20 protein-coding genes are annotated in these 22,735 nt (G+C 44.9%); 15 read left to right on the top strand and 5 right to left on the bottom strand.

The window, feature by feature from the left end; genetic code table 11:
• The first annotated feature begins 212 nt into the window (after positions 1-212).
• The 10 genes from DBR43_RS28050 (at position 213) to DBR43_RS28095 (ending at position 11,337) form a co-directional block, all read left to right on the top strand.
• Positions 213-524, top strand: a complete 312-nt coding sequence (locus DBR43_RS28050; protein ID WP_124586646.1) for a hypothetical protein — start codon at positions 213-215, stop codon at positions 522-524.
• 228 nt (positions 525-752) lie between these two features.
• The gene (locus DBR43_RS28055) at positions 753-1,874 is read left to right on the top strand and encodes an efflux RND transporter periplasmic adaptor subunit (protein ID WP_124586647.1); all 1,122 of its coding nucleotides are present in this window, start codon (positions 753-755) and stop codon (positions 1,872-1,874) included.
• A 31-nt stretch (positions 1,875-1,905) separates the two neighbouring features.
• Positions 1,906-6,369, top strand: a complete 4,464-nt coding sequence (locus tag DBR43_RS28060) for an efflux RND transporter permease subunit (protein ID WP_124586648.1) — start codon at positions 1,906-1,908, stop codon at positions 6,367-6,369.
• 97 nt (positions 6,370-6,466) lie between these two features.
• Entirely contained in the window at positions 6,467-7,522 is a 1,056-nt protein-coding gene (locus DBR43_RS28065) for a sensor histidine kinase (protein WP_124586649.1), read from the top strand.
• A complete protein-coding gene (locus DBR43_RS28070) occupies positions 7,509-8,270 on the top strand; it encodes a LytR/AlgR family response regulator transcription factor (protein WP_124586650.1) in 762 nt (253 codons plus the stop codon). The genes DBR43_RS28065 and DBR43_RS28070 overlap by 14 nt, the downstream gene beginning before the upstream one ends.
• 64 nt (positions 8,271-8,334) lie before the next feature.
• The gene (locus DBR43_RS28075) at positions 8,335-8,994 is read left to right on the top strand and encodes a hypothetical protein (protein ID WP_124586651.1); all 660 of its coding nucleotides are present in this window, start codon (positions 8,335-8,337) and stop codon (positions 8,992-8,994) included.
• Complete coding sequence (locus tag DBR43_RS28080) at positions 8,991-9,557, top strand: Crp/Fnr family transcriptional regulator (RefSeq protein WP_124586652.1); 567 nt, start codon at positions 8,991-8,993, stop codon at positions 9,555-9,557. The genes DBR43_RS28075 and DBR43_RS28080 overlap by 4 nt, the downstream gene beginning before the upstream one ends.
• Positions 9,558-9,625: 68 nt before the next feature.
• A complete protein-coding gene (locus DBR43_RS28085; RefSeq protein WP_124586653.1) occupies positions 9,626-10,204 on the top strand; it encodes an NAD(P)H-dependent oxidoreductase in 579 nt (192 codons plus the stop codon).
• A 34-nt stretch (positions 10,205-10,238) separates the two neighbouring features.
• Positions 10,239-10,850, top strand: coding sequence for an ExbD/TolR family protein (locus DBR43_RS28090; protein WP_124586654.1), 612 nt, complete (start codon positions 10,239-10,241; stop codon positions 10,848-10,850).
• Between the two features lie 175 nt (positions 10,851-11,025).
• Complete coding sequence (locus DBR43_RS28095) at positions 11,026-11,337, top strand: hypothetical protein (protein ID WP_124586655.1); 312 nt, start codon at positions 11,026-11,028, stop codon at positions 11,335-11,337.
• A 75-nt stretch (positions 11,338-11,412) separates the two neighbouring features.
• On the opposite strand, the gene DBR43_RS28100 is transcribed toward DBR43_RS28095, so the two are convergent.
• Positions 11,413-11,814, bottom strand: coding sequence for a GNAT family N-acetyltransferase (locus tag DBR43_RS28100; RefSeq protein ID WP_233603246.1), 402 nt, complete (start codon positions 11,812-11,814; stop codon positions 11,413-11,415).
• A gap of 79 nt (positions 11,815-11,893) precedes the next feature.
• On the opposite strand from DBR43_RS28100, the gene DBR43_RS28105 reads away from it, so the two are divergent.
• From DBR43_RS28105 to DBR43_RS28120, 4 genes are all read left to right on the top strand, one after another.
• Complete coding sequence (locus tag DBR43_RS28105; protein WP_158622617.1) at positions 11,894-13,372, top strand: PLP-dependent aminotransferase family protein; 1,479 nt, start codon at positions 11,894-11,896, stop codon at positions 13,370-13,372.
• 29 nt (positions 13,373-13,401) lie between these two features.
• Entirely contained in the window at positions 13,402-13,875 is a 474-nt protein-coding gene (locus DBR43_RS28110; RefSeq protein ID WP_124586657.1) for a hypothetical protein, read from the top strand.
• A gap of 157 nt (positions 13,876-14,032) precedes the next feature.
• Positions 14,033-14,833, top strand: coding sequence for a metallophosphoesterase family protein (locus DBR43_RS28115; protein WP_124586658.1), 801 nt, complete (start codon positions 14,033-14,035; stop codon positions 14,831-14,833).
• Positions 14,814-15,419: a hypothetical protein gene (locus DBR43_RS28120; protein WP_233603247.1), complete on the top strand. Its 606-nt coding sequence runs from the start codon at positions 14,814-14,816 to the stop codon at positions 15,417-15,419. The genes DBR43_RS28115 and DBR43_RS28120 overlap by 20 nt, the downstream gene beginning before the upstream one ends.
• Positions 15,420-15,426: 7 nt before the next feature.
• Here DBR43_RS28120 and DBR43_RS28125 read toward each other — a convergent pair whose 3' ends face one another.
• From DBR43_RS28125 to DBR43_RS28140, 4 genes are read right to left on the bottom strand one after another with little or no spacing between them, the layout of a single operon-like run.
• Positions 15,427-16,953 carry a helix-hairpin-helix domain-containing protein gene (locus DBR43_RS28125; RefSeq protein WP_124586659.1) on the bottom strand — a complete coding sequence of 509 codons (1,527 nt, stop codon included), beginning with the start codon at positions 16,951-16,953 and terminating at the stop codon, positions 15,427-15,429.
• 8 nt (positions 16,954-16,961) lie between these two features.
• On the bottom strand, positions 16,962-18,203 hold the full coding sequence (locus DBR43_RS28130; protein WP_124586660.1) for a PP2C family serine/threonine-protein phosphatase: 1,242 nt from the start codon (positions 18,201-18,203) through the stop codon (positions 16,962-16,964).
• A gap of 8 nt (positions 18,204-18,211) precedes the next feature.
• Positions 18,212-19,264 carry a TerY-C metal binding domain-containing protein gene (locus DBR43_RS28135; RefSeq protein ID WP_124586661.1) on the bottom strand — a complete coding sequence of 351 codons (1,053 nt, stop codon included), beginning with the start codon at positions 19,262-19,264 and terminating at the stop codon, positions 18,212-18,214.
• A 14-nt stretch (positions 19,265-19,278) separates the two neighbouring features.
• The gene (locus DBR43_RS28140) at positions 19,279-19,914 is read right to left on the bottom strand and encodes a vWA domain-containing protein (RefSeq protein WP_124586662.1); all 636 of its coding nucleotides are present in this window, start codon (positions 19,912-19,914) and stop codon (positions 19,279-19,281) included.
• A 199-nt stretch (positions 19,915-20,113) separates the two neighbouring features.
• On the opposite strand from DBR43_RS28140, the gene DBR43_RS28145 reads away from it, so the two are divergent.
• Positions 20,114-22,732, top strand: a complete 2,619-nt coding sequence (locus tag DBR43_RS28145) for a PAS domain-containing protein (RefSeq protein ID WP_124586663.1) — start codon at positions 20,114-20,116, stop codon at positions 22,730-22,732.
• Positions 22,733-22,735 lie beyond the last annotated feature (3 nt).

Genomic DNA, 22,735 nt, shown 5'->3' on the forward strand with positions numbered 1-22,735 from the left:
GCTTCCCCCAGGCCTTCCTGAAATTATAGCAGCAGCGCTGCAGATCCGATTCTTAATCCCCCAATTTGTAGCATAATTCTACAATTAAAATATAGCCCACAACTGATAACTAACTAATAATCAGCTACGTGCCAAAAACCAGTCATTGCGGCATCATTATTAAACCTACCCTAAACGTAATTAACAAGAATATTAACTGAAATACATTGAATATGAAAAAGATCATTTTATCAGCAGCATTTTTAGCTTTCGCAGGATTCACAGCAGCAAACGCAACAGAAGTAAAAGAACCAGTAGCCATTACCGTTAAACAAGACAGCGCCACAAAAGTGCCGGTAGAATTGAAAGACTTGCCTGAGCCGGTTAAAGCAACATTGCAAACAGAACCAGTTAAAGCATGGACGCCAACAGCTGCCTTCCTGGTAACGGCCGCAGATAAATCTACTTACTATCAGATCGACATCAAAAAAGGTGAAGAAACAGCTTCAGTAAGGTTAGATAAAGACGGTAAACCCGTAAAATAATAACAAGTATCTCTATATATGCTATGAAAGAGCCGGCTTTGTCCGGCTCTTTTTGCGTTTGAGCTGTTTTGTAACCAGCATCAGCTACTGCAGTTCAGCCTTTTCTCCTTTTTAACTGATCCCTTGATTTCTTTAGTTCGGACACCGTTTTCTACAACTCGGTCAGTTTCTCCTCATGATCACCCTTTTCAGGGAATAATTTTGAAGAAATTAAACAACTCAACAGAAATGAAAAAAGGAAAAAATATCATCATCTGGGGATCCTCTATCACCGGAATATTCGTATTTATTGCTTTCATATTGATGGGCAATAAGGAAGCTGCCGACAAGGAGATCAGGAAAGAGCTCCGTCCGATCCCCTACACCGCTGTTGTTGCTTATGCTGCAGAAATGAACATTCCCGGAGAGGCCGTATTCAGAGGCCATATCGCTGCAAAGAATATCGTTAATATTTTTAGTGAAGGAGAAGGTAAACTGACCAGTTCAGGCATAGAATTGGGCAAAACACTGCGCAAGGGACAGGTGATCGGTCAAATAGATAAAACCATCAGGTCGGCAGCGAATCAGATCAATGTATTGGGGCTGGACAAAGCGAAAGCCGATTACGAAACCGCCAAACGGAATTCGGCCCGGTTTGAAGCCCTGTTAAAAGAAGACAATGCTTCCTATGTAGAAGTAGAAAACGCAAGGCTCCAGCTCAGTTCCGCAGAAATGCAATTGAAGACCTATCAGCAACAGCTCCATATTTCCAGGAAACAAGTCGGACAAACCAATATCATTTCCCCGGCAAATGGCATAATTGTAGAGAAAAGATCGAATCCCGGTGATTATATCAGCCCCGGGACATTATTGGGCGTGATTGCAGAACTGGACCATGTGCTGGTTAAAGTGGCTGTTCCGGAATACCTGATTACAAAGATTCAACCGGGTGGAACGGTCAGCATCAAACCTGATGTGTATGCCAAAACAACGCTCAAAGGAAAGATCAAAACCATTATCCCATTGGCAAATGAAGCCAAAGCATTTCCGGTAGAGATCGAAATCCCCAACAATAAAGAAAGGCCACTCATGAGCGGAATGAATGTTTCCGTTTATTTCAATGAAGATTTGTTTGCAAAAGCACTCAGCATCCCGAGGACTGCTTTATTAAGAGATGTTAAAGGCAATTATGTTTATGTGCTGGATGCAGGAAAAAAGCCAATGCGTAAAATGGTGGTTCCGGGAAGAGATATCGGTACTTCGGTTGAAATCAAAGCCGGTCTCGCCAAGGGCGATTTGGTCATCAGCTCCGGACAGGGCAATGTTGAACCCGGAAAGGTATTGAAGTCTTATACCATCAGCAATCCTTAACCATTTATTTCATCCATTAAAATAAACCACCATGTCTATTACAGGTTTGGCGATCAAACGCCCTATCATATTTATTGTCTTTTTTATTCTGCTGGGAGGCCTTGGTTTTATCTCCTACAAAAAATTAAAATACGAACTGCTGCCTGATCTGGCGACCCCGTATGTTACTATTTTGACCAGCTATCCTGGTGCTTCGCCCAAGGAGGTGGAAAATAGTGTCACAAAAAAAATCGAGGAAAGTCTGGCTTCCGTCACCAAGGTTAAAAAGATGACTGCAGTCTCCTCGGAAAACCTCTCTGCAATCACCCTGGCATTTATAGCGGATGCCAATGCAGACCAGGCCGTACAGGATGTTCAAAGAGCCATTAGCGGCGTACTTGCAGAAATGCCTGCAGGGGTTAAAAGTCCGTATGTAGATAAGTTTAACATCAACGACCTTCCCGTTCTCCGCCTTGGGATTACCGCTAATACCACTTCTGCGGCTTTATATGAAATGCTCCGGGACAAAATAAAACCCCGTCTTGCACAAATTAAAAGTGTAGGCCGGATCAGCATATTGGGCGGCGAACAGAAAGAGGTGAAAATCTGGATTGATCCGGATAAAATGGCGAGTTATCAGATCTCCAATGCCGAACTGGTAGAGGTGATCCGTAGGAATAACAACGATTTTCCATTGGGCAATATTAAAGATACCGATGCAGAGCTCAGCATCAGGATGGCGGGAAAGATCAGCGATCCTTTGCAGGTAGCTGGCTTGCCGATCCGTGTTTTTCCGGATGGCACAGCGATCCGCGTTAAAGATGTAGCCCGGGTAGAAAATGCGGCTAAAAGTGTGGAGGTGGTTAACCGCCTGGACAGGGCACCTTCTATCGGTTTATTCATCAACAAACAATCAGGTGCAAACGCGGTAGATGTTTCTGAGAAAGTAAGTGCAGAACTGAAGGTATTGGAAGGGGAATACAAAAACATTCAGTTGAAATTCGACATCGCTCAGGACAGCAGTGAGTTTACTTTAAATGCGGCTAAAGCTGTTTATACCGATTTCTTTATTGCCATTGTACTGGTTGCACTGGTGATGCTGGTGTTTTTACACAGCCTCCGCAATGCGGCGATTGTGCTGATAGCCATTCCGACTTCTCTGGTAACCGCCTTTATCATGATGTACTTGATGGATTATTCCCTGAACCTGATGACCCTGCTGGCCATGAGCCTGGTGATCGGGATTCTCGTGGACGACAGTATTGTGGTGTTGGAGAACATCTATCGCCATATGGAGATGGGAAAAGAAAAAGTACAGGCCGCTTTGGATGGCAGAAATGAGATCAGTTTTACCGCCCTGTCCATCACCCTGGTTGATGTGGTCGTATTCCTGCCTATGGCATTGGTTCCCGGGCTGGTTGGCAGTTTGGTTAAACAGTTCTCTTTGGTGATTGTCATCTCTACACTGACAAGCTTGTTCGTTTGTTTCACACTGACCCCCATGCTGGCTTCCAGATTTGCAAAACTGGAACATTTAAGCAGCACCTCATTTTTTGGAAAAATTGGACTTTTCTTTGAACACCGGATCAATGCCCTGATCCGCTGGTATACTGCCGCACTTAAAGTCTCTTTACAACATAAAATGGCGACGATCCTGATTACTGCCGGTCTGTTGATCGCGTCCTTAAGCCTGGTATTTACCGGAATTGTAGGTTCTGAATTTACACCCGCCACCGATAAAGGAGAGCTTTCCCTATTGATCGACCTGCAGCCCGGAACGAAATTGTCGACCACCGATGACGCCGTAAAAGCGATAGAAGAAAAATTAAAAGCCCTTCCGGAGATCACCAAAGTATTTACCAATGTTGGTTATCAGTCTGATGGTTTTGGCGAAAATATCAGTGGAAATGTAGCGGCCATAAATATCTCTTTGAAGCCGGCCAGGCAAAGGACAAAATCCCTTACCGATCTGGGCAGGGAAGTTCGCGAACTGGCGATGGAAGTGGGCGGTGTAAAAGCCAGGGTTTCTCCTATCGGTTTGTTTGGTGCAAACGACGCACCGATTCAGATCCTCCTCTCCGGAAATGAGCGGGACAGCGTTTTTGTAGCTGCGGAGCAACTCATGGCGATCATGCGTGCAACCGCTGGTGTGGTCAGCCCACGCATGTCCTCAGAACAAGGTAAGCCTGAAATTGAAATTGAGATCGACCGTGAAAAAGCCGCATTACTGGGGCTCGATATGGGCATGGTAGGTGTCAATATGAGAAGCGCGATCAATGGCTATGATGAGTTGAAGTTTAGAGGTGCTACAGAGGATACACCGGTAAGGATTCAGCTGCAGGAAGATAAAAACAACCATACGGGGATGTTGTCGAAATATAGTTTCAGCAATGATAAAGGGGCATTGATTTACCTGGACCAGTTTGCTAAGGTTGTGCTGAAATCCAGTGCCACCAACCTTCAGAGAAGGGCAAAACAAGCGAGTCTCGTGTTGTTGTCGCAGGTTACAGGCAGGCCTGTAGGTGATGTTGGTGAAGACATCAAAGCTGCGGTTGCGAAGATCAAATTCCCTCCGGGTGTTCAGATCTCTTATGAGGGCGACCTGGAAATGCAGGATGATGCCTTTACCCAGCTTGGATTGGCCTTACTGGCTTCTTTTACCCTGGTTTACCTGATTATGGTGGCCCTGTATAACAATTGGGTATATCCTTTTGTGGTCCTGTTCTCGATCCCGGTAGCTGCTGTGGGGGCATTGCTGGCACTGGCCCTGACGGCAAAAAGCCTCAATGTTTTTTCTATTCTCGGCCTGATTATGATGATGGGGCTCGTGGCCAAAAATGCCATCCTGCTCGTCGACAGGACGAACGAAGCCAGAGCGGAAGGCAAATCCCTGAGGGATGCGCTTTTAGATGCCGGAAGTACCCGTTTAAGGCCTATCCTGATGACAACGCTGGCGATGGTGATTGGAATGCTGCCCCTGGCACTGGCAAAAGGTGCCGCAGCAGAAATGAACAGTGGGCTGGCCTGGGTGCTCATTGGCGGATTGAGCAGTTCTATGTTTCTTACCTTATTTGTAGTTCCGGTGATCTATGACCTGATCACCCGTTTACTGGAAAAATCAGCTGCGGGAAAATCAGCAGGAAGTAAAGGCCAGACTGCCTTACCGGGAATGGCCAAAGTAACCGGCGTAATGCTGCTGATGGTATTTGCAGGTCAGTCTGCGCCGGCACAAACACAGAAACTCAGTCTTCAGGAAGCTTTAAATAAAGGTTTGTCTGAAAACATCCGGATTAAGCAGGCCGAACTGGAAGAGCTGAAAGCAAAGCATTTCAAGGCAGAAATTAAAGGGAATTTGTATCCTGATATTTCCGCCTCCGGAGAATATTACAGGAATGTGAAATCACCGGTTATGTTCTTCCCAACCGTAGGTTTTGATGCACAAGGCAACCTGTTACTGGATGATAAGAACCTGATGCCTGTTAACGCTACGGCTAAAAACGCCTATTCCCTGACCGGAACTTTGAGCATGCCTGTTTTCAACAGAGAAATTTATAAAGAAATTGAAGCTTCGAAATGGAACGAGCAGCTGGCTAAAGTCAATACCCTGCTTTCTAAAAAACAGCTGGCCGATGAAATCAGAAGGGCTTATTATTATGTGCTGGCTACAGAGGCCGGAAAAACACTTGTTGCACAGTCGATTAAGCGGGCAGAATTCAATTTAAGAAACAGCAGGAATTTAGTCAGGCAAGGAATGGCGGTACCTGCGGATACTTTGTCTGCATTTGTGAACCTGGAGTCTATGAAAATCAATGAACTGAAGTCGGAAAATGAAATCCGACAGTCTAAGAACTTCCTGAAAAACCTGATCCAGCTGCCATTGCAGACTGAAATTCTGTTGAGTGATGAGTTGACAGTGGGTGTTGCTCCATTGACTTTAACGGAAAATACTGCGGGAACTGCGATTGAAAATCGTCCGGAAATCATCAGGAACAAAATTCATATCGAAGCGGCGATGAATCAGATTGAACTGGAAAAGAGCAAATACCTTCCGAGTCTTAATTTTGTCAGCCAGTATCAACTGCAGACCCAGTCGGATAATTTCAGGTTCGGGGATTACAGGTGGCCAAACAGTCTTTTTGTTGGCCTTCGGTTAAGCGTACCTATTTTTTCCGGCTTTAAAACAAGCAACCGGGTAAAACAGGCACGGGCTACAGCAAAGATCGCGGAGCTGGAAAATATTAAATTGAACCATGACCTGAACCTGGAATTGCAAAACGCAAAAAACAACCTGAACACGGCCTGGCTGGAATGGGAACACCAGGGTAAAATTGTCCCTTCTGCAGAGCGGAACCTGCAGCTCATCAGCAGCCGCTGGCAAAAAGGTGTGGTCAAATACCATGAAGTAGCAGATGCAGAGCTGACACTCATCCAGGTTAAAAATAGCCAGTTGCAAGCAGCCTATGGTTATTTGATGGCGCAAACGGCCTATTTAAAGGCCAGTAATCAAATCTTTTGAGTTTCATGAAACCCAAATTTAAAATATATTCAGTTCTGCTGTTGATTCTCGTAATTTTGATGATGATCTCGTTTAAAACTATAATTCAGAAATTCTAATGCAAAAACTAACCTACCGGCTGTTCAGATTTTACGGTTATCCTTTTCTAACGGTGGTCATTTACTTATTGTTTTTTTTCATGACCAGCGAGGATCATATGAAATCTTATGCTGAGTATACCCTTTACGATTATTGTCTCGAGATATCTTACCTGAGTTATTTTGTGGTGGTGACTATAGAGTCGGCGATCTTGATTACAGCGACACTAAATCAGTTTCTGCCCTGGGAGAAATCACCAATAAACCGTTTTCTTTTACAGCTGATCATTCAGATTGTTTTGCTGACGGTGATGTTTTATGGCACATCGATGTTGATCCAGGCAGTTTCCCTCAGTGCTTTTCAATTCCTGACGGATTTACTGATTCGGCAAGCCCTTGTGCTTGGTGTACTCATTTCCCTGCTGAGTACCGCTGCCTTTACCATAGATTATTTTTTACACAAATGGACGGATGCGGAACTGGAGGCGATCAGGTTGAAACAATCGGTTACACAGGCACAGCTGGATGCCTTAAAAGCACAAATTGACCCTCATTTTCTTTTCAATAACTTCAGCACGCTGACTGCTTTAATTGAGGAAGATAAAGACATCGCCGTAAAATTCCTTCAACAGCTTTCTTCCGTATACCGGTACTTATTGGCCAACCGGAGCCAGAGTGTCATCTCACTTAAAGAAGAACTGGCTTTTATCAGGTCTTATTTTTTTCTGTATGAAATGCGTTATGGCGACAGTATCGCCCTGCTGATTGACATTCCTGAGGCCATGTATGCTTCCGGCATTGCTCCCATCACCCTGCAGCTGCTGATTGAAAATGCCATTAAGCATAATGTGGTCAGTGCAGCCGAACCCTTGCATATCCGGATCTATGGCGCCGGGGAATACCTTTTCGTAGAGAACAACATTAACCTGAAAACTCATGTGGAGCTCAGCTCTAAGATGGGCCTCAAAAATATTGAAGAACGTTACCATTTGCTATCGGACCACATTCCTGTGATTGTTCAGAGTCCGGAGACCTTTCAAATAAAAATCCCTTTGTTGCCGTATGACCATAAATAGTTTAATTATAGAAGATGAATTGCCCAATGCCCGGCGTTTGGAAAAACTCCTCAATGAATCGGCTTATCCTGTTCAGATTGTCGGGCGGTTACAAACGGTTAAAGAGGCCATTGCCTGGTTTAAAAGTAACCCTGCTCCTTCCCTGATTTTTATGGACATCAGGCTAAGTGATGGGCTCAGTTTTGAAATTTACAAGAATGTGGAACTGGAAGCACCTGTGATCTTTACGACGGCTTACGATGAGTACGCTTTGCAGGCTTTTAAGGTAAACAGTGTGGATTATCTGTTAAAGCCTATCGATAAGACGGCATTGGAACAGGCGCTTGAAAAATTCAGCAAGCAACAGCGTAAGCCGGATTATCAGTCCATGGTACAATTGTTTGGTCAGATTCAATCTCAGCAGGTGATTTACAGGTCCCGCTTCCTGCTGACGTTCAGAGATCAGCTGATCTCTATGCCGGTGGAAGAGATTGCTTATTTTGGCTCTGCTTTTAAAACGACCTTTCTTGTGAGCCATAAGGGTGAAAAACATTATATCAGTCAGACACTGGAAGAAGTGGAAAGGGAATTAAACCCTGCGTTGTTTTTCAGGGTGACCAGACAATTCCTGGTCTGCACCCTGGCGGTAGCCAAGATTCATGTGTTTTTTAACGGAAAGCTCAAATTGGAATTACTGCCTGCTGCGGAAGAGGAAGTTGTGCTGAGCAGGGACAAATCTATCGCCTTTAAAGAATGGCTGGACAAATAATGAAATTAAATTCTTTTATTAAAAGAGAATAATACCTTTGATGTGACACACAACATTTGCCATCATGAAATACAAAAAAACACTAATCATCGCCGCATTGTTAGGAATGCAGCTGATGGCCAGGGCACAAAATATTTCTAACCTTCATTTCTTTATTCCGGGAAAAGCAGTCGTTTATGCAAGGATGGACATAGACGATGTGAGGCTTTACCTCAATGGAAATGGAAAAATTTCTTTAGAGAATGGCGGCGGGCTGAAAGGCAATGTCGACTACTATGACGGACTGAACGACGGCCCGAAACGAGGAAAAATTAAGTCTATCGATGGCATCAGATATGATTATTATGATGGCCTCAACGATGGCTTTAAAACAGGAATGCTCAAATCAATCGGAAGCATAAGGATTGATTACTACGATGGCCTCAATGATGGCGTTAAAACAGGAAAAGTCAAGTCTATCGGCGCTATGTCCGTGGACTATTACGACGGGCTTAATGACGGAGTGAAAACAGGGAAGTTAAAATCTGTGGGCGGTACACAGATTCAATATTATGATGGCCTCAACGACGGTGTTAAAACAGGTTTGGTAAAGTCAATCGCTGCGACGCAGATTCAATACTATGACGGCTTAAATGATGGTATAAAAACCGGAAGAATCAGGTCTGTAACGGGAAACAGCCCTGGAATAAAAGTCTCGGTTGGCAGAGATGAGGTGGAGCAATGATCAGTAGTTTTCTAAGTTCATTTGACATTTTTACGCCCGCAGAGATTGCTGCATTTGAAGAAAAGACCGCATCAAGGTCAATTAAAAAAGGTGAATTCTTAATTCAGGAAGGTCAGTTATGTAAGGAAGTTGCCTTCCTGAAAACGGGGATTCTCAGGTCTTTTTTTAGTCCGGAATCCGGAGAGGAAATTACCTATTGCATCACCTTCCCAAATACCTTAACAACAGCATATTCTTCATTTATTACCGGAATGCCGACGCTGGAAAACATTCAGGCGGTGTCTGCGGCAGAATTGATTGTTATTCAGAAGACCGACCTGGATCAGTTGTCAAAGTCCAGCCTGAACTGGACCAGGTTCCTCAGGATCATTGCTGAACAGCAATATCTCGAACTGGAAAAGCGGTTATTCCTTTTCCAGAAAGAGAAGGCGAAGAAAAGATATATAGACCTTCTGGAGAACCAGCCGGTTTATGTTCAGCAAATTCCCTTACAATACCTCGCCTCCTATCTGGGCATTACGCCAAGGCACCTCAGCCGCCTGAGAAGAGAAGTGGTTTTATAGACAAATGTCCTGTAGCCGGAATCCTCATCGGGATACCTTTGCCCTGAACAAATTAACATCAGGACAAAATGACCAAAATTCTTATCATAAACGGACATCCCAATAAGGAAAGTTTCAATCGGGCACTGGCAGCAGCTTATGAGGATGGCGCGCTGAAATCAGGTGCCAGCGTTTCCATGATCCACATCGGGGAACTTCAGTTTAACCCAAACCTGCAATTCGGCTATACCAAAAGAATGGACCTTGAGCCGGATTTGCTGGACAGTCTGGAGAAAATAAAAGCCGCAGATCACCTCGTTTGGATTCATCCCGTTTGGTGGGGCGGCATGCCGGCCATCATGAAAGGGTTTATAGACCGCCTCTTTCTTCCGGGAATTGCCTATCAATACCGTGAAAATTCCGTTCGGTGGGATAAACTGCTGAGCGGTAAAACTGCGCGCATCATCACCACACTGGATCAGCCGGGATGGTATTACCGGTTGATGTACGGCAGGCCAAGTGTGAATCAACTGAGAAAAAGTACACTGGAGTTCTGCGGGGTAAAGCCGGTAAAGCTGACCTATCTCGGCATCATCAAAACTTCAAAGCCGGAACAGCGACAAAAGTGGATCAATCAGATCTACAAGTCAGGCCTGCAGCAAGGTTAATCCAATCCGACTATCCACTTCTAAATTTATAATTATGCCCAGAGTAAAAGTGCAAAGAAAGGCATTGACTATCGACATGACGGCCATGACCGATGTTTCTTTTCTGCTCCTCACCTTTTTTATTTTAACTGCCACAGCGAAACAGCCGGATCCCCTGGATGTAAAGATCCCAACCTCTACCTACACGATTAAGGTACCCGATAAAGACATTACGATCCTGACGATCGGGAAAGGAAAGGTTTTCTTTGAAGCGAGCGGCCAGGACATTAAGATCGCGATGCTGGAAAAGATTGGCCAGCAATATAAAATAGCATTCAGTGCAGAGGAGAAAAAAAGGTTCAGCGTAATCGGTTCATTCGGTGTTCCCGTTCAAAGCCTTAAAGCTTATATCATGATGGATGGCACAAAACGAACGGCATCAGGATTGGAAACAGGAATCCCTTCTGATTCGGCAAATAACCAGCTTGCAGATTGGGTCCTGCATTCCAGACAAGCGGTTGCCGAATTGCATTCTGCTGCCATGAGGGTGAGCATCAAAGGAGATGCGGCAGAAGAATATCCATCCGTTAAAAAGATCATCGACGTGCTGCAAAAACAGAAAATCAATAAGTTTAGCCTGCTGACCAATGCAGAATCTGCTCCATAAAGAATAATTCTGCTTCCTTAAGCTACAAAGTGTGGAGGATCTCTACAGTTAAATTAAACGGTATTTTGTTAAAGTGTTGTTTATCAGTAGTGTGCCAAACTATTGTTCTTCTGGCACCATTATTAAACATACCCTAAACGTAATTAACAAGAATAATAACTGAAATACAGAAAATATGAAAAAGATCATTTTATCAGCAGCATTTTTAGCTTTCGCAGGAATATCAGCAGCAAACGCATCTGAAGTAAAAGCTCCGGTAGCAATTACAGTTAAACAAGACAGTACTACAAAAACTCCTGTAGAATTAAAAGATCTACCTGAAGCAGTGAAAACAACTTTGCAATCAGAACCCGTTAAAGCCTGGACTCCAACCGCAGCTTTTCTGGTAACAAATGCAGACAAAACTCAATATTACCAGATTGATGTGAAAAAAGAAGCAGAAACTGCTTCCATTAAAATTGGTACAGACGGTAAAGTGATTCAATAGATCCCTATTAATCCAACAACATGTATGTTTAAAAAAGGGGTCGGAGCAATCCGGCCCTTTTTTATACCCTCCTTTTTACGCTTCTCTTTTGATCATAAATGCATTGTCAAGATGATCCATCCCGATCCCTGGATAATAGGTCATCGCTGTTGGGGCAGCGAGCAGCAGCAGCATAGACTCCCCTCCTATACTTTCTTTCGTTAGTGCCACCAGTTGTTTTCCGATCCCGCTTTTCTGGTAGTCCAGATGAACAGCGAGGTCTGAAAGGTAACAGGAATAACAAAAATCTGTAAGTGAACGGGCAATCCCCACCAGTTTATCGCCATCCCATGCGCTTACAATCAGATTCGAATTCGCATACATCTTATGTATTCTTTCTACATCAGAAGTAGGTCTGTTTAAGCCCGAACTTACATACAGTGCAACAATTGCGGCAGTATCAGGGCAACCTTCAGTTTTATAAGTTATGTCCATCATATTGGTTGTTTATTTATTCAAAAGTACCGCGCAGATGGACTACCTTTACTGTCCAGATTTAAAAAACAGAGTAGTCCAGATGCTTCCATTTACCACCCTCCTTTCCATTGATAAGGAATCTTCGCAACCGATCTTTCTTCAGATCGCGAACAATATTGTAAACATCATCCGTGAAGGACAGATTAAGCCGGGAACCATGCTCCCCGGAACACGGGCACTGGCCAGGCTTCTGAACATTCACAGGAAGACTGTTATTTCAGCTTATGATGAACTTTATGCACAGAGCTGGATAGAGGTGATTCCAAAGAAAGGTGCCAGGATTGCCCAGAACCTTCCGGATTTAAAGCCACAGCGCTGGAATGAGCCCAGGTTAAGCTCCTACGGGGAATTCCTTGCGGCTCCTTTTTATCCGATGGAGCCCCACATGCCTATTGCTTCTGCACCCGTTTTGAGGTTCCCCGAATTCATCATTGATGAAGGATATCCGGATGCCCGGCTTGCACCCCTGGATTTATTAAACAGGGAGTACCGAAGCCGGGCGAAGCAGGCGGCGGCAAGGAAATGGCTTCCCGGATCGCTGGCTGGGGGATCGCCATTGCTCAGGGAAGCTTTGGTCGGTTATCTTTTGGAAAGCCGCGGGTTAAATATTCAAATGCAGCATACGATGGTTACCCATGGGGCACAGATGAGCATTTACATTGCCGCAAGTTTGTTGCTGCAGGCCGGCGACAAAGTAATTGTAGGCGACCCAAGCTATTTTCTCGCCAATAAAGTGTTCGAAAAGCTCGGCGCGCATTTGGTTAAAGTTCCTGTTGATGCCCATGGTATGGACATGGATGCTGTGGAACAGGCCTGTAAAAAGCATAAAGTGAATGCGCTATATGTGATCCCGCACCACCACCATCCCACTACAGTGACACTCAGCCCCGAGCGGCGGATGCGGTTACTGGAACTTTCCAGGAAATTTGATTTTGCCATTATCGAAGACGATTATGATTACGAATTTCATTACAGCTCGGCACCATATCTTCCTCTGGCCAGTAGTCAGCATGAAGGAAGGGTTATCTACATCGGTTCCTTTTCCAAATCTATTGCATCTTCTGTAAGGATCGGTTTTATGATTGCCCCAGCCGATTTTATCCGGCAGGCGATTCAATTGCGACTGATGATTGACCTGAGGGGTGACCATATCCTGGAAGATGCGCTTGCGGTGCTGATTCAAAACGGCGATATCGGCCGCTACCTGAAAAAGGCGAACAAGGTATATTTTGACAGGCTGAACAACATTTGTACCTCCCTGCAGGAGTTGAAAGGCATTATTGATTTTGATCGCCCCTCTGGTGGAATGGCAATCTGGGCAAGCTTTAACAAAGACTATCCCCTGGCAAAGGTGGCTGATGCTGCTGTGGCCAAAGGTCTGTACATTAGCCGCGGTTTTCAATCTCATGGCAACCTGAGGGACAGCAATTCCATCCGGATGGGTTTTGCGGCAATGAACATCAATGAGATGAATGCCGCGATTGAAATCCTCAGTAAGGTGTTAAAAGCTAAAATATAATGTAGCTTTGAGACCGCTAAGTACCAGATATGACCACAACGATCCATCAATTGACAAAAGGAAAATATGTATTCTTCGGAACTCCGGAACAACAGCAGGGAGAAAACCTGCTCGTCCCTTATTTTACTGCCAGTGGTTTAAGTATTACTGAGGAAGACGGTGCCTTATCAGCTAAGGTACAGCTATTTGACATCAGCAACCTCATTTCTAAAAGGTCAGTATATGTGGACAGCCAAAGGTCTCTTGAAGCGCATAAGTTGTATACCTGGCCTGCAAAACTTGGCGATCCGAATGCCTGGGCAGAAAGCAAACGGATATTTTTTGAAGATCACCTGATCGATCACCCCATTGAAATCCTTTTCGAACTGGGAGAAGCACAGGTGAGCTGGAAGCACATCAGTCCGGAAGCCTTTTCTGAAGCCAGTGCTATGGCCTCAACTTCTCCAGAATTTAAAGCAGTCGAAACCAGCCTTGTTTTAAAGCGTAAGGTAACAGAGGGATAAGGAGTTCCAGCCTTTTTGCCGGTTTAAGATTGATTTTTGTGTTTAACAGAATTGTTAAATCAATGCCATTTAACGGTTACAGGAATGCCATATCCCGGTTTTTGCCTTTTTCCCGAATGCGAATAGCGCTAAGTTTGGTGGAAATAGCAGATTTTAAATGAGAGTGTTTTTAGTACCGGCGTTAATTACAGTGATGGGATTGTGGAGTTGTAACAACTTTGAATATAGCCCCAATCAGGTGTTCGACAGGAATTCCTATAAAGACATCAATGCGGGCAACCTCAAGCGCCTGGGTGATGGCCGCAAGGACGATACAGTCCGCTTTATATTGAGCGGAGATACGCAGCGCTCCCGTGACGAGACGATCAGGTTCACTAAAAAGGTAAATGAAATGCCTGGTATAGATTTCGTTGTGGTTGCCGGTGACATCACCGAATATGGTGTATTGCAGGAAATGGAATGGATCAGCCGGAGCTTGTCAAAGCTAAAGGCACCCTACGTAGCCGTAATCGGAAACCACGACCTCACTTCCCGTGGAAGAGAAGCTTTTACCCATATGTTTGGTCCGCTTAATTATTCCTTTGTCTATGGAGGAGTAAAATTTGTTTGTCACGATACCAACAGCAGGGAACATAAATTTAACGGAGAAGCGCCTAATATTCCATGGTTAAAAGCAGAAATGCAGGCACAGGAAGGGGTCAGTAATTACATTGCCATTTCCCATGTACCTCCGAATTCAGCAGATTTTGATCCCGGTCAGATTGACGATTATACCGCCACTTTCGCCGCAGTTCCGGGCTTTCTGGCCTCTCTGCATGCACATAGCCATAAGTATAATCTTTTTTATCCCGATAATTCCGGGATCCCTTACTTCATCACCAGCGCTATGGGGAACGAGGAATTTTTACTAATAGAAATCATTAATCATAAATTAAGTTTTGAACGGATTCAATTTTAAGGCCATATGCCTCAGCGTATTGCTGATGGCGGGCACAAGAAAAGCCAATGCACAACATCTGAAATTTCTGATTCCCGACAATGCCATTGTACAGCTTGCCGGGAGTATTGGTTATTTTAGCGTCGGTGCAGGCTATGATTTATTCAAAAACAAAAGAGGAATCTTAGATTTCAACTACGGATATGTTCCTGCTTCGAAAGGTGGAGAACTGAATATTGTGACCGCCAAATTTGCGTATAAAGTCTATGAGATTAAGCTCAAAGACTGGGGGAAATTATACCCTTTCAACCCGGGTTTCTTTCTGAGTTATACTTTTCACCCGGAGCTTTCCTATCGTTTTAACCGAAACCGGTATTCTTCTGATTATTACCGCTGGTCTGAAGCCCTGAGACCGCATTTGTCTATCGCCAGCGAGATCGAGTTCAAGGGGGAAAAGCTGATAAAAGGATTGGGTATAAAAGCGGTCAGTTTATATACCGAGTTCAATACCAACGACTATTATCTGGTCAATTATATGCAGAATACCTCGTCACTTACCCTTGCAGATATTTTCAAGCTCGGTATAGGGTTGCGGCTTAAATTCTAAGGTTCTTTTATGCGGTGGTTTGGTTCTGCTCTCCAACAATCGTAACCAGTGCCAGCCTCCCGCCCTCTTCGCCGGAAAATAAAATCTTTTTACCTGCGCTGAGTTCCACAAATCCCCCGATAGGAATGTCGGCCTGTTCGGTGATGTCCCTTAGGGAAGTCAGCGTTTGGTTGACAAGCACCCATTTATCGTTGTGTTTCACGAAATAACCGGCAGGTACTTTATCTGCAGCTGTCAGCTTTTCATTTCTGAGGATGTTCCGGTTCACATGCCATGGAAAGAGGTATTGATTGGTATACACCATTAAGCGGTGCTGTTCCGGGCGGTAAGCTCCTTCAGCAGATTTAAAATACAGGTCGAGCACCGGTAAGCTGCCGGAATGGACTTGTCCGCAGAAAGGGCATTTTGGCTGGGTGGTATTGTCGAAAACATACCACTTTTGCTCACATGCAGGGTTGCTGCAGGGTTGTAACAGGTCACTTGTTTTCATCAATGCCTGTTCCCAGATGTCTGCTGCCGGGCGGAATGCGGGATGATGCAGCCCCTTTACAAAAGCCTGGTCAAACAATTCAGAAAGATAGGGACCGGTGAGGGTATATGGCAATTTGTTGACATCTCCCCAGGGTTGCTCCCATTTTGACAGCTGATTTACTTTAGGCCTGTTGCTCAGGTCTGTTGGATGTTCTATAAATAAGGCATGTGCTCCCATTGCCAGCAGGTTGTCTGTTTCGGGATCAAGGTCATGAACTTTTCCACCAAGCAGCGGATGCCGGTGCAGCAGGTACATATAAATCAGTACAGGAAGAGAATGCAGGTCCGTTTCCCTTCTGGGTAATTTTCTGTTGGGATCGGATTTGTTCAGGTGTTTTGTAGCCATGACTTCCGGAGCGATAAATTCGGCGGTGCCGATCACCTCTGCGGGGAACAGTCCGGGAACCACGAGGCCGTCCAGATCGATCATACAGGCTGATTTGCTGACCGGATCTACCAGCACATTGTTGTAAGAGAGGTCGGAATGTGCAAGGCCCATCGCATGCATCTTTTTTACCCCGCGACAAAGGTTTACACAGATTTGCAGGTAGCTCATCCAGTTGCCCAGTTCCGAACTGGCAATCCTCAACGGGAAATTAGGGTTCCTGAACTTAGCACCAGCAAACCATTTTCCGTTTTTTTCAGCGCCCAGAATGAGGTCGTTCTTTTCATAGCCTTTGGAAAAGAAGAACTTTTGCGCATATATCGGAACGATGATTCCTGTGAGGCCTTTCCATTCGATCACATCTGTAGGCCAGCGGTAAACCTCATTGAGGTAATAATCTCCGGCTTCCTTGGTACTGATCTGTTGCAAATAGTGACCGGTAATTCTTTTTAGCCGCTCTTTTTGATTATCATCCAGGGCTTCCCTGAAAATGGCCACTACATATTGTTTGTCCACACTAAAATAAACGTCTTTGAGACCACCTCTTTTCGGGTCCCCGTTATCATAATACTGGTATCTTTTTCGGGTATATGGGGATTCTACGGTTACAACTGCCATTGTTAAATTTAATAAATGATTACCAGAGTCCGGTCATCATGATTTCCGGTACTCCAAAAGTCCATCCATTGGGAAAGTGCTGCGGCAACATCCGGGTTTCCATTTTGCATTTTCAGCTGATGTCCTTCCGGATTGTCTCCTTCCAGGTCCGCAATCAGGCGGTTCCATAGTGCCGGCTGTGCCAGATTAAAGGTAGTTTCGAATTTCGCATCATAAATTCCATCACTCATCATCATGAGGTAAGAAAAGTCAGGGACGATGCGGGCAGAGAAGCGGCTTGAATAATCCGGCTGCTCAAATATTTCGGGCATGGTGACGAAACGTGTGGCCCCTCCATATTCTCCTGTATCCAGCCAGTTTAATAGGGCGACCTCATTTTTATCACTGTTTAATAACGCAATAGGACAATCACCTACACTAAATGTTAAGATGGCCCAACCCTCTTCAAATTGTTTGATCAGACATAAGGCCAGCGTGGCATGTAAATCGGACAGCTCCGCATCAAGGCTATTGGCCAAGGTTTCCAGCCGGAGATGGAGCTCATGAATGGCTGGAGCCAAAAATGCGTTTGCAATTTTGCGGAGTTCCGGTTCAGCTGGTTTTTCCACGCTGTGGCCGGTCATCTTTAACTGCGCTTCCAGCGCTTCATAAGCAGATGCAGGTAATTCTTTTAAATGGCTGACGGTCGTTTCGGCGACAATTTTAGAGCCCAGTCTGGATAATGCTGCACTTCCTGCACCATCTGATACCGCTATGATGTTCCAGCCCTGTGCTCCGGTATTTCCCAAAGCATAGTGATCTTCCCTGAACTTGCCGATATTGGCATGTGCCCTTCCTCTTTTTGAGGCCGCTACCAGCTGTTTGTTTCCAAAAGGCTGTTGTGTATGCACTTCATCGGCTTTCCACCAGGGATCATTTTGATCACTGTCCAGTGTTTTCCATAAGGAACGCGGATCCGGGTTTACGGCGAAAGGAATTTTCTTTTCCATTGCTTCTCCGGCCACGAGGAGCTGGAAAACAAGTTTAACATCAGCAGCGGCCGACGGAATTCCGCTTAAGGTTTTACTTTCTTTGGTGTAAGTTAACCCAATCTGTTCCAGGCCGGTTATGTCTGATATCACTACCTCATTCCAGTCTTCTCCCTCCAGGTCAAGAACCACCTGGTAAGCTTTACCTACTGTGGCATTTGGCAGTACAATACGTTTCTCTTCCAGGTTTTTCTTCCTTTGAAATATTTCCCATTTTTCCATCAGCCTGCCTATCCCTGCGTTCTGCTAATGTCGAAACCGCCACCTCCTGTTCCATATTGTGCCTTTGTATTGCACCATGGACAGGTACTGTACTCTTCTTCCCCGATGCAGTGAATTTTACCGCAGGAACAAATGGCAAGGCCATACTGATTGCCGCAGGAAGGGCATGTCGGTGCTCCGATCAGTTCTTCGCTATTGATCTTAAAAGCATTGACAGACTGGTCGGAAAGTTCATAATAAGAATTGTCGACCTGAAATGCGCCGTTGAGTTTATAGGCAACGGTCTGCAGTCCCAGATCAGAAAATGGTGAATCGTTTAAGACCTTCCGGTATTTCATCAGATAAGGCCTTTTGGTATTCTGGCATTTCGCCGCAAGGACAACATAGTTCGGATCAATGTATTCCTGAGCGATGGTTTTCTTGCTCAGGTCAATTTTACTGATGACCTGCTCGTCCAGCTTGGCCAGTTCAAAGCCTGAAGTGCTGTTGTCTACACTGATACTGCTCGTTTTGATGGAGTCTGTTACCCATTTAAAAAATGCGGTATACTGTTCCGTGCTGCTGTTGTTAAACATGAGCACATGCTCTGTCAGTTCGGTTAACAAGGAAAGGTCTGTTTCCTGTCCGAAAGAGATGGCCACGAGATTGGTTGATTTCTGCCAGTTCTGTTTCCACTCCTGAATTGCAGAGCGGGTATCGTCTGTAGGTACCCCATCGGTAAGCAGGAAGATGATGGGCTTCCAGTCGCCCTTTTGTTCATGGGTGGTTTTAATCACGTTTGACCTGAGTTCGTACATCAGGTGGCCCAGCCCTTTACTAAGGGAAGTTCCTCCGCCAATGGGAAACCTGGGCGGGTAGAAATCGGCAATTTCCTGTAAAGGAACGATGGTCTTCGCCTGTCCGGCAAAAACCAATACCGAAACCCAAACCGTTTCTATGGCATATGGATCAGATTTTAAAGCTTTAATAATATTGGCCATTCCTTCTTCAACATTTTGAATAGGCTCGCCAATCATGGATTCGGAAATATCTATAAGAAAGTATATAGGAAGTCTTCTCATGTGATGGAATAGGATCAGATAATTAAGTGGATTTCGGATGGCGGCGGCGGCAGGGTAATGCTTTCAGTAGTTCCCATAGACTTATTGCCCTGGTCTATGGTATCGGAAACCCATTTAAAGAATTGTTTCAGTGTACTGCTGTCTGCGGTGTCCAGGTGCACCACTGTATCCGTCAGTTCCTTTAAAATGGAGTCATCTGCCAGGTGTCCTGCCGCGCAGGCCACGATGGAGGCAAAATTTAAGGCTTTGACTTTAGGGATCATCTCTCTGTACAGCTTCAGGTCAGAAGGTTTGCCATCGGTAAACAGAAAAAATAAGGGGCGCCAGTCTGCACTCTGTTCATTTGTAGCCTTCTGAATTTCCGCGGTTGCTTTTTCATGTAACAATTCCAGTCCCTGGCCCATATGTGTAGGGCCGCTCTGTGGGCAGAGGATTTCGGGCAGCTGAAAATGAACCAGTTCCGTTAGGGGGACAAGCTCTTTCACTTCTCTGTCGAAGGTAATGATGCTGATCCATAGGGAATCCAGCGCCTGTGCATCAGTTCTTAAGGTACTCAGCATTCCGTTTAATGCGTTATTTAACGCTTGAATAGGCTCTCCATACATCGACCCGGATGTATCCAGCAAAAAATAAACAGGTAATCTTCTCATCTAATTTTTCAAAAAGGTAATCAGCTAAACGCTATGGTGTATGTTCTTATGAATAGGTTAAAGTTAATTGGTTTTTTACACATAAAATAATTAATTCAGAGGGTACAGTTGTTTTTCTACTTTAATTAAATACGATTTGTTTTATATTCATATCCTAGAATTATGTCTATCTTAATCGGACTCATCAGTCATCATCCCTATGAAAAACATACTGAGAATCCTTCTTCTTGAGGACCCTGAAAGAGATAAAGGGGAAGTCGTTGCTGCATTAAGGTGCTCAGGTACTGAGGTTAACCTCTTGGTTGTCCATGTGCTGGAAGCGTACCTGGAGGCATTAAATGAGTTCTCCCCCGACTTGATACTGGCCTCATTTTCGGGAGCTGAATCTATAGGACATCAGGCTTTTCGTCTGGTAAAGGCCCTGGATCAGCAAATTATTTTTATGGGGATCAGCAGTGTTGAATTCGAAGATGAAGGACTGAAATTGCTGGAGGCCGGAGCTACGGACTACTTCTTAAGAGACCGCCTGGCCCGTCTTCCTTTTGCGATGCTGCAGGCATTGGAGAAAGCGAGGTTAAAAGCGCAGGAAACACATCAGCTGCAATTGCTGCAGAAGATACCATCTGCTGTGGCCATTGTGATTGGACCTGAGCATACCTTTCAGTTTACCAATTCCTTTTATCAGCAGCTCTGTGGAAAAGAAGCTGCCCTTGGCAAGCGCTTGTCTGAGGTATTTACAGATCTTGAACACCAGTTTATTGTACATGTTGCCGATCAGGTGTATAAAAGCGGTGAAACTTTTGTCGACAAGGAGGTGTTTGTTCATCTTGATGAAGGAATCGGCGGGAACCCGCTTTTGACCAGCTTGTACATTAATTTCACCGTTCAGGCTTTGCGGAGTAATAAAGGAGCCATAGAAGGGTTGTTGATTTTTGGAATAGATGTGACCGAGCAGGTATTGTCGCGCAAGGAGACCGAGCGGGTAAATCAGGAGATTGACAAGCTGTTTGGTGCTGTTAACGAAGGGTTTTACCTGAAAGATATTGTCCACAACAAATACATTCAGTTGTCTGCCGGCTGTCCTAAAATATATGGGTATACGATCAGGGAGTTTCATGAGAACCCTGATTTATGGTATGAGGTGATTTATCCTGAGGACCGGTATATTGTGGAGCAGGACGATGTGCTGCTGCAAAAAGGCGAGCAGGTGAAAAGCCAGTACCGGATTACCCATAAAGATCAAAGTATGAGGTGGCTGGAGGTCAGGGCTTTGCCGAACCTTGTGGACGGGGCGCTCATTAGTGTAGAGGGTGTGGTGAGTGACATTACGCAACGGAAATTCTCTGAAGAAAAGATCCGTCTGGCGGAGGCTGGTCTTTCAGAGGCCCAGAAAATGGCACAGATTGGCAACTGGAATTACGATCTGATCAGGGAAGAGCTGACCTGGTCTGATGGTTTGAAAGAAATCTATTGGGGCGACGAGTCTATGGTTCCGGCCAATCAATATTTTGAAAACCTTGTTCATCCTGATGACCGGCTCAGGCTGGAGTATGAAGTGAGTAAACTGAAACGTACCGGAAAAAATATGAAAACCAGTTTCAGGATCATCAATTCTAAGGGGAAAGTTAAAATCCTGACCGGCGAGAACCGTATTGAGCTCGACAAGGAAGGTAAGCCTATCCGCCTCTATGGCATCTTACAGGATGTGACTTCCCTGAAAATTGCGGAAGAAACCCTAAAGAAATCAGAAGCCAACCTGCGGACTTTACTGAACCATACCGACGCGGCTTACATTCTGGTAGACCATCAGCTGAGAATTGTGTCTTACAGTCACCTGGCGCATGAAATTGCCGAATTCAGAGGGCATGCCACCCCTTTTGAAGGGAGCCATATTTTCGATTACTTCGTGGAACAGAAACGCTCTAAGCTGGAAAAAATCATCGAAGAGGTGACCAACGGGAAGAACATCTCTTATGAGATTAAGGTGAAGGAAAGGGACGGGCAGCGAAAATGGTATGCGATCAAATGGGTTGGTGTCAACGACAATGAGCATAAAAACTGGGGCTTCATTTTGTCGATCAAAGACATTACCCAGGTGAAAATCCTGGCAGATCAGCAAAACCTGATCACTTCAGAGCTGATCCGGAGAAATAAAGACCTGGAGCAGTTTACCTATGTGGTTTCTCATAACCTGCGGGCACCTGTTGCCAATATTATCGGGCTTAGTGAATTGATGAACACTGCCGGCTTAGACCAGCGGAGTTCAGCCGAACTGATGCATGGACTGCAGACTTCCATCAAGAACCTTGATACAGTGATCAAGGACCTCAACTATGTTTTACAGGTGAAAAAAGATGCTCCCGGAAGGATTAAAGAACCTGTTGACATTCAGGTGCTCGTTGATGAAATCAAACAAAGCATTAACCACCTCGTGGTACAGGAGCAAATGGTTTTTGACTGTGATCTTGAGGTTCATCAGGCCTATACCGTACGCGGTTACCTGTATAATATTTTCTATAACCTGATCTTAAACAGCTTAAAATACCATAGGCCGGGTTTCCCTCCCAGCCTTCATATCAAAGCTTATCTGACCGGAAAACATTTGAACCTGATCTTTAAGGACAATGGAAAGGGCATAGACCTGGGTAAATACGGCGCACAGCTGTTTGGCCTTTACAAGCGCTTTGACCTGGAAGTTGAGGGTAAAGGAATGGGCTTATTTATGGTAAAAACCCAGATTGAAGATTTAGGCGGAAGTATTCAGGTGGAAAGCGAACCTGAAAAGGGAACGACATTCCACATCATACTTCCGGTATAAGCC

It is taken from the genome of Pedobacter sp. KBW06 (genome assembly GCF_003852525.1).
GTDB lineage: Bacteria > Bacteroidota > Bacteroidia > Sphingobacteriales > Sphingobacteriaceae > Pedobacter.

Coding starts and splice junctions, on each gene's coding strand:
- DBR43_RS28050 (WP_124586646.1), top strand. CDS start 213: ATGAAAAAGATCATTTTATCAGCAGCATTTTTAGCTTTCGCAGGATTC.
- DBR43_RS28055 (WP_124586647.1), top strand. CDS start 753: ATGAAAAAAGGAAAAAATATCATCATCTGGGGATCCTCTATCACCGGA.
- DBR43_RS28060 (WP_124586648.1), top strand. CDS start 1,906: ATGTCTATTACAGGTTTGGCGATCAAACGCCCTATCATATTTATTGTC.
- DBR43_RS28065 (WP_124586649.1), top strand. CDS start 6,467: ATGCAAAAACTAACCTACCGGCTGTTCAGATTTTACGGTTATCCTTTT.
- DBR43_RS28070 (WP_124586650.1), top strand. CDS start 7,509: ATGACCATAAATAGTTTAATTATAGAAGATGAATTGCCCAATGCCCGG.
- DBR43_RS28075 (WP_124586651.1), top strand. CDS start 8,335: ATGAAATACAAAAAAACACTAATCATCGCCGCATTGTTAGGAATGCAG.
- DBR43_RS28080 (WP_124586652.1), top strand. CDS start 8,991: ATGATCAGTAGTTTTCTAAGTTCATTTGACATTTTTACGCCCGCAGAG.
- DBR43_RS28085 (WP_124586653.1), top strand. CDS start 9,626: ATGACCAAAATTCTTATCATAAACGGACATCCCAATAAGGAAAGTTTC.
- DBR43_RS28090 (WP_124586654.1), top strand. CDS start 10,239: ATGCCCAGAGTAAAAGTGCAAAGAAAGGCATTGACTATCGACATGACG.
- DBR43_RS28095 (WP_124586655.1), top strand. CDS start 11,026: ATGAAAAAGATCATTTTATCAGCAGCATTTTTAGCTTTCGCAGGAATA.
- DBR43_RS28100 (WP_233603246.1), bottom strand. CDS start 11,814: ATGATGGACATAACTTATAAAACTGAAGGTTGCCCTGATACTGCCGCA.
- DBR43_RS28105 (WP_158622617.1), top strand. CDS start 11,894: ATGCTTCCATTTACCACCCTCCTTTCCATTGATAAGGAATCTTCGCAA.
- DBR43_RS28110 (WP_124586657.1), top strand. CDS start 13,402: ATGACCACAACGATCCATCAATTGACAAAAGGAAAATATGTATTCTTC.
- DBR43_RS28115 (WP_124586658.1), top strand. CDS start 14,033: ATGAGAGTGTTTTTAGTACCGGCGTTAATTACAGTGATGGGATTGTGG.
- DBR43_RS28125 (WP_124586659.1), bottom strand. CDS start 16,953: ATGGCAGTTGTAACCGTAGAATCCCCATATACCCGAAAAAGATACCAG.
- DBR43_RS28130 (WP_124586660.1), bottom strand. CDS start 18,203: ATGGAAAAATGGGAAATATTTCAAAGGAAGAAAAACCTGGAAGAGAAA.
- DBR43_RS28135 (WP_124586661.1), bottom strand. CDS start 19,264: ATGAGAAGACTTCCTATATACTTTCTTATAGATATTTCCGAATCCATG.
- DBR43_RS28140 (WP_124586662.1), bottom strand. CDS start 19,914: ATGAGAAGATTACCTGTTTATTTTTTGCTGGATACATCCGGGTCGATG.
- DBR43_RS28145 (WP_124586663.1), top strand. CDS start 20,114: ATGAAAAACATACTGAGAATCCTTCTTCTTGAGGACCCTGAAAGAGAT.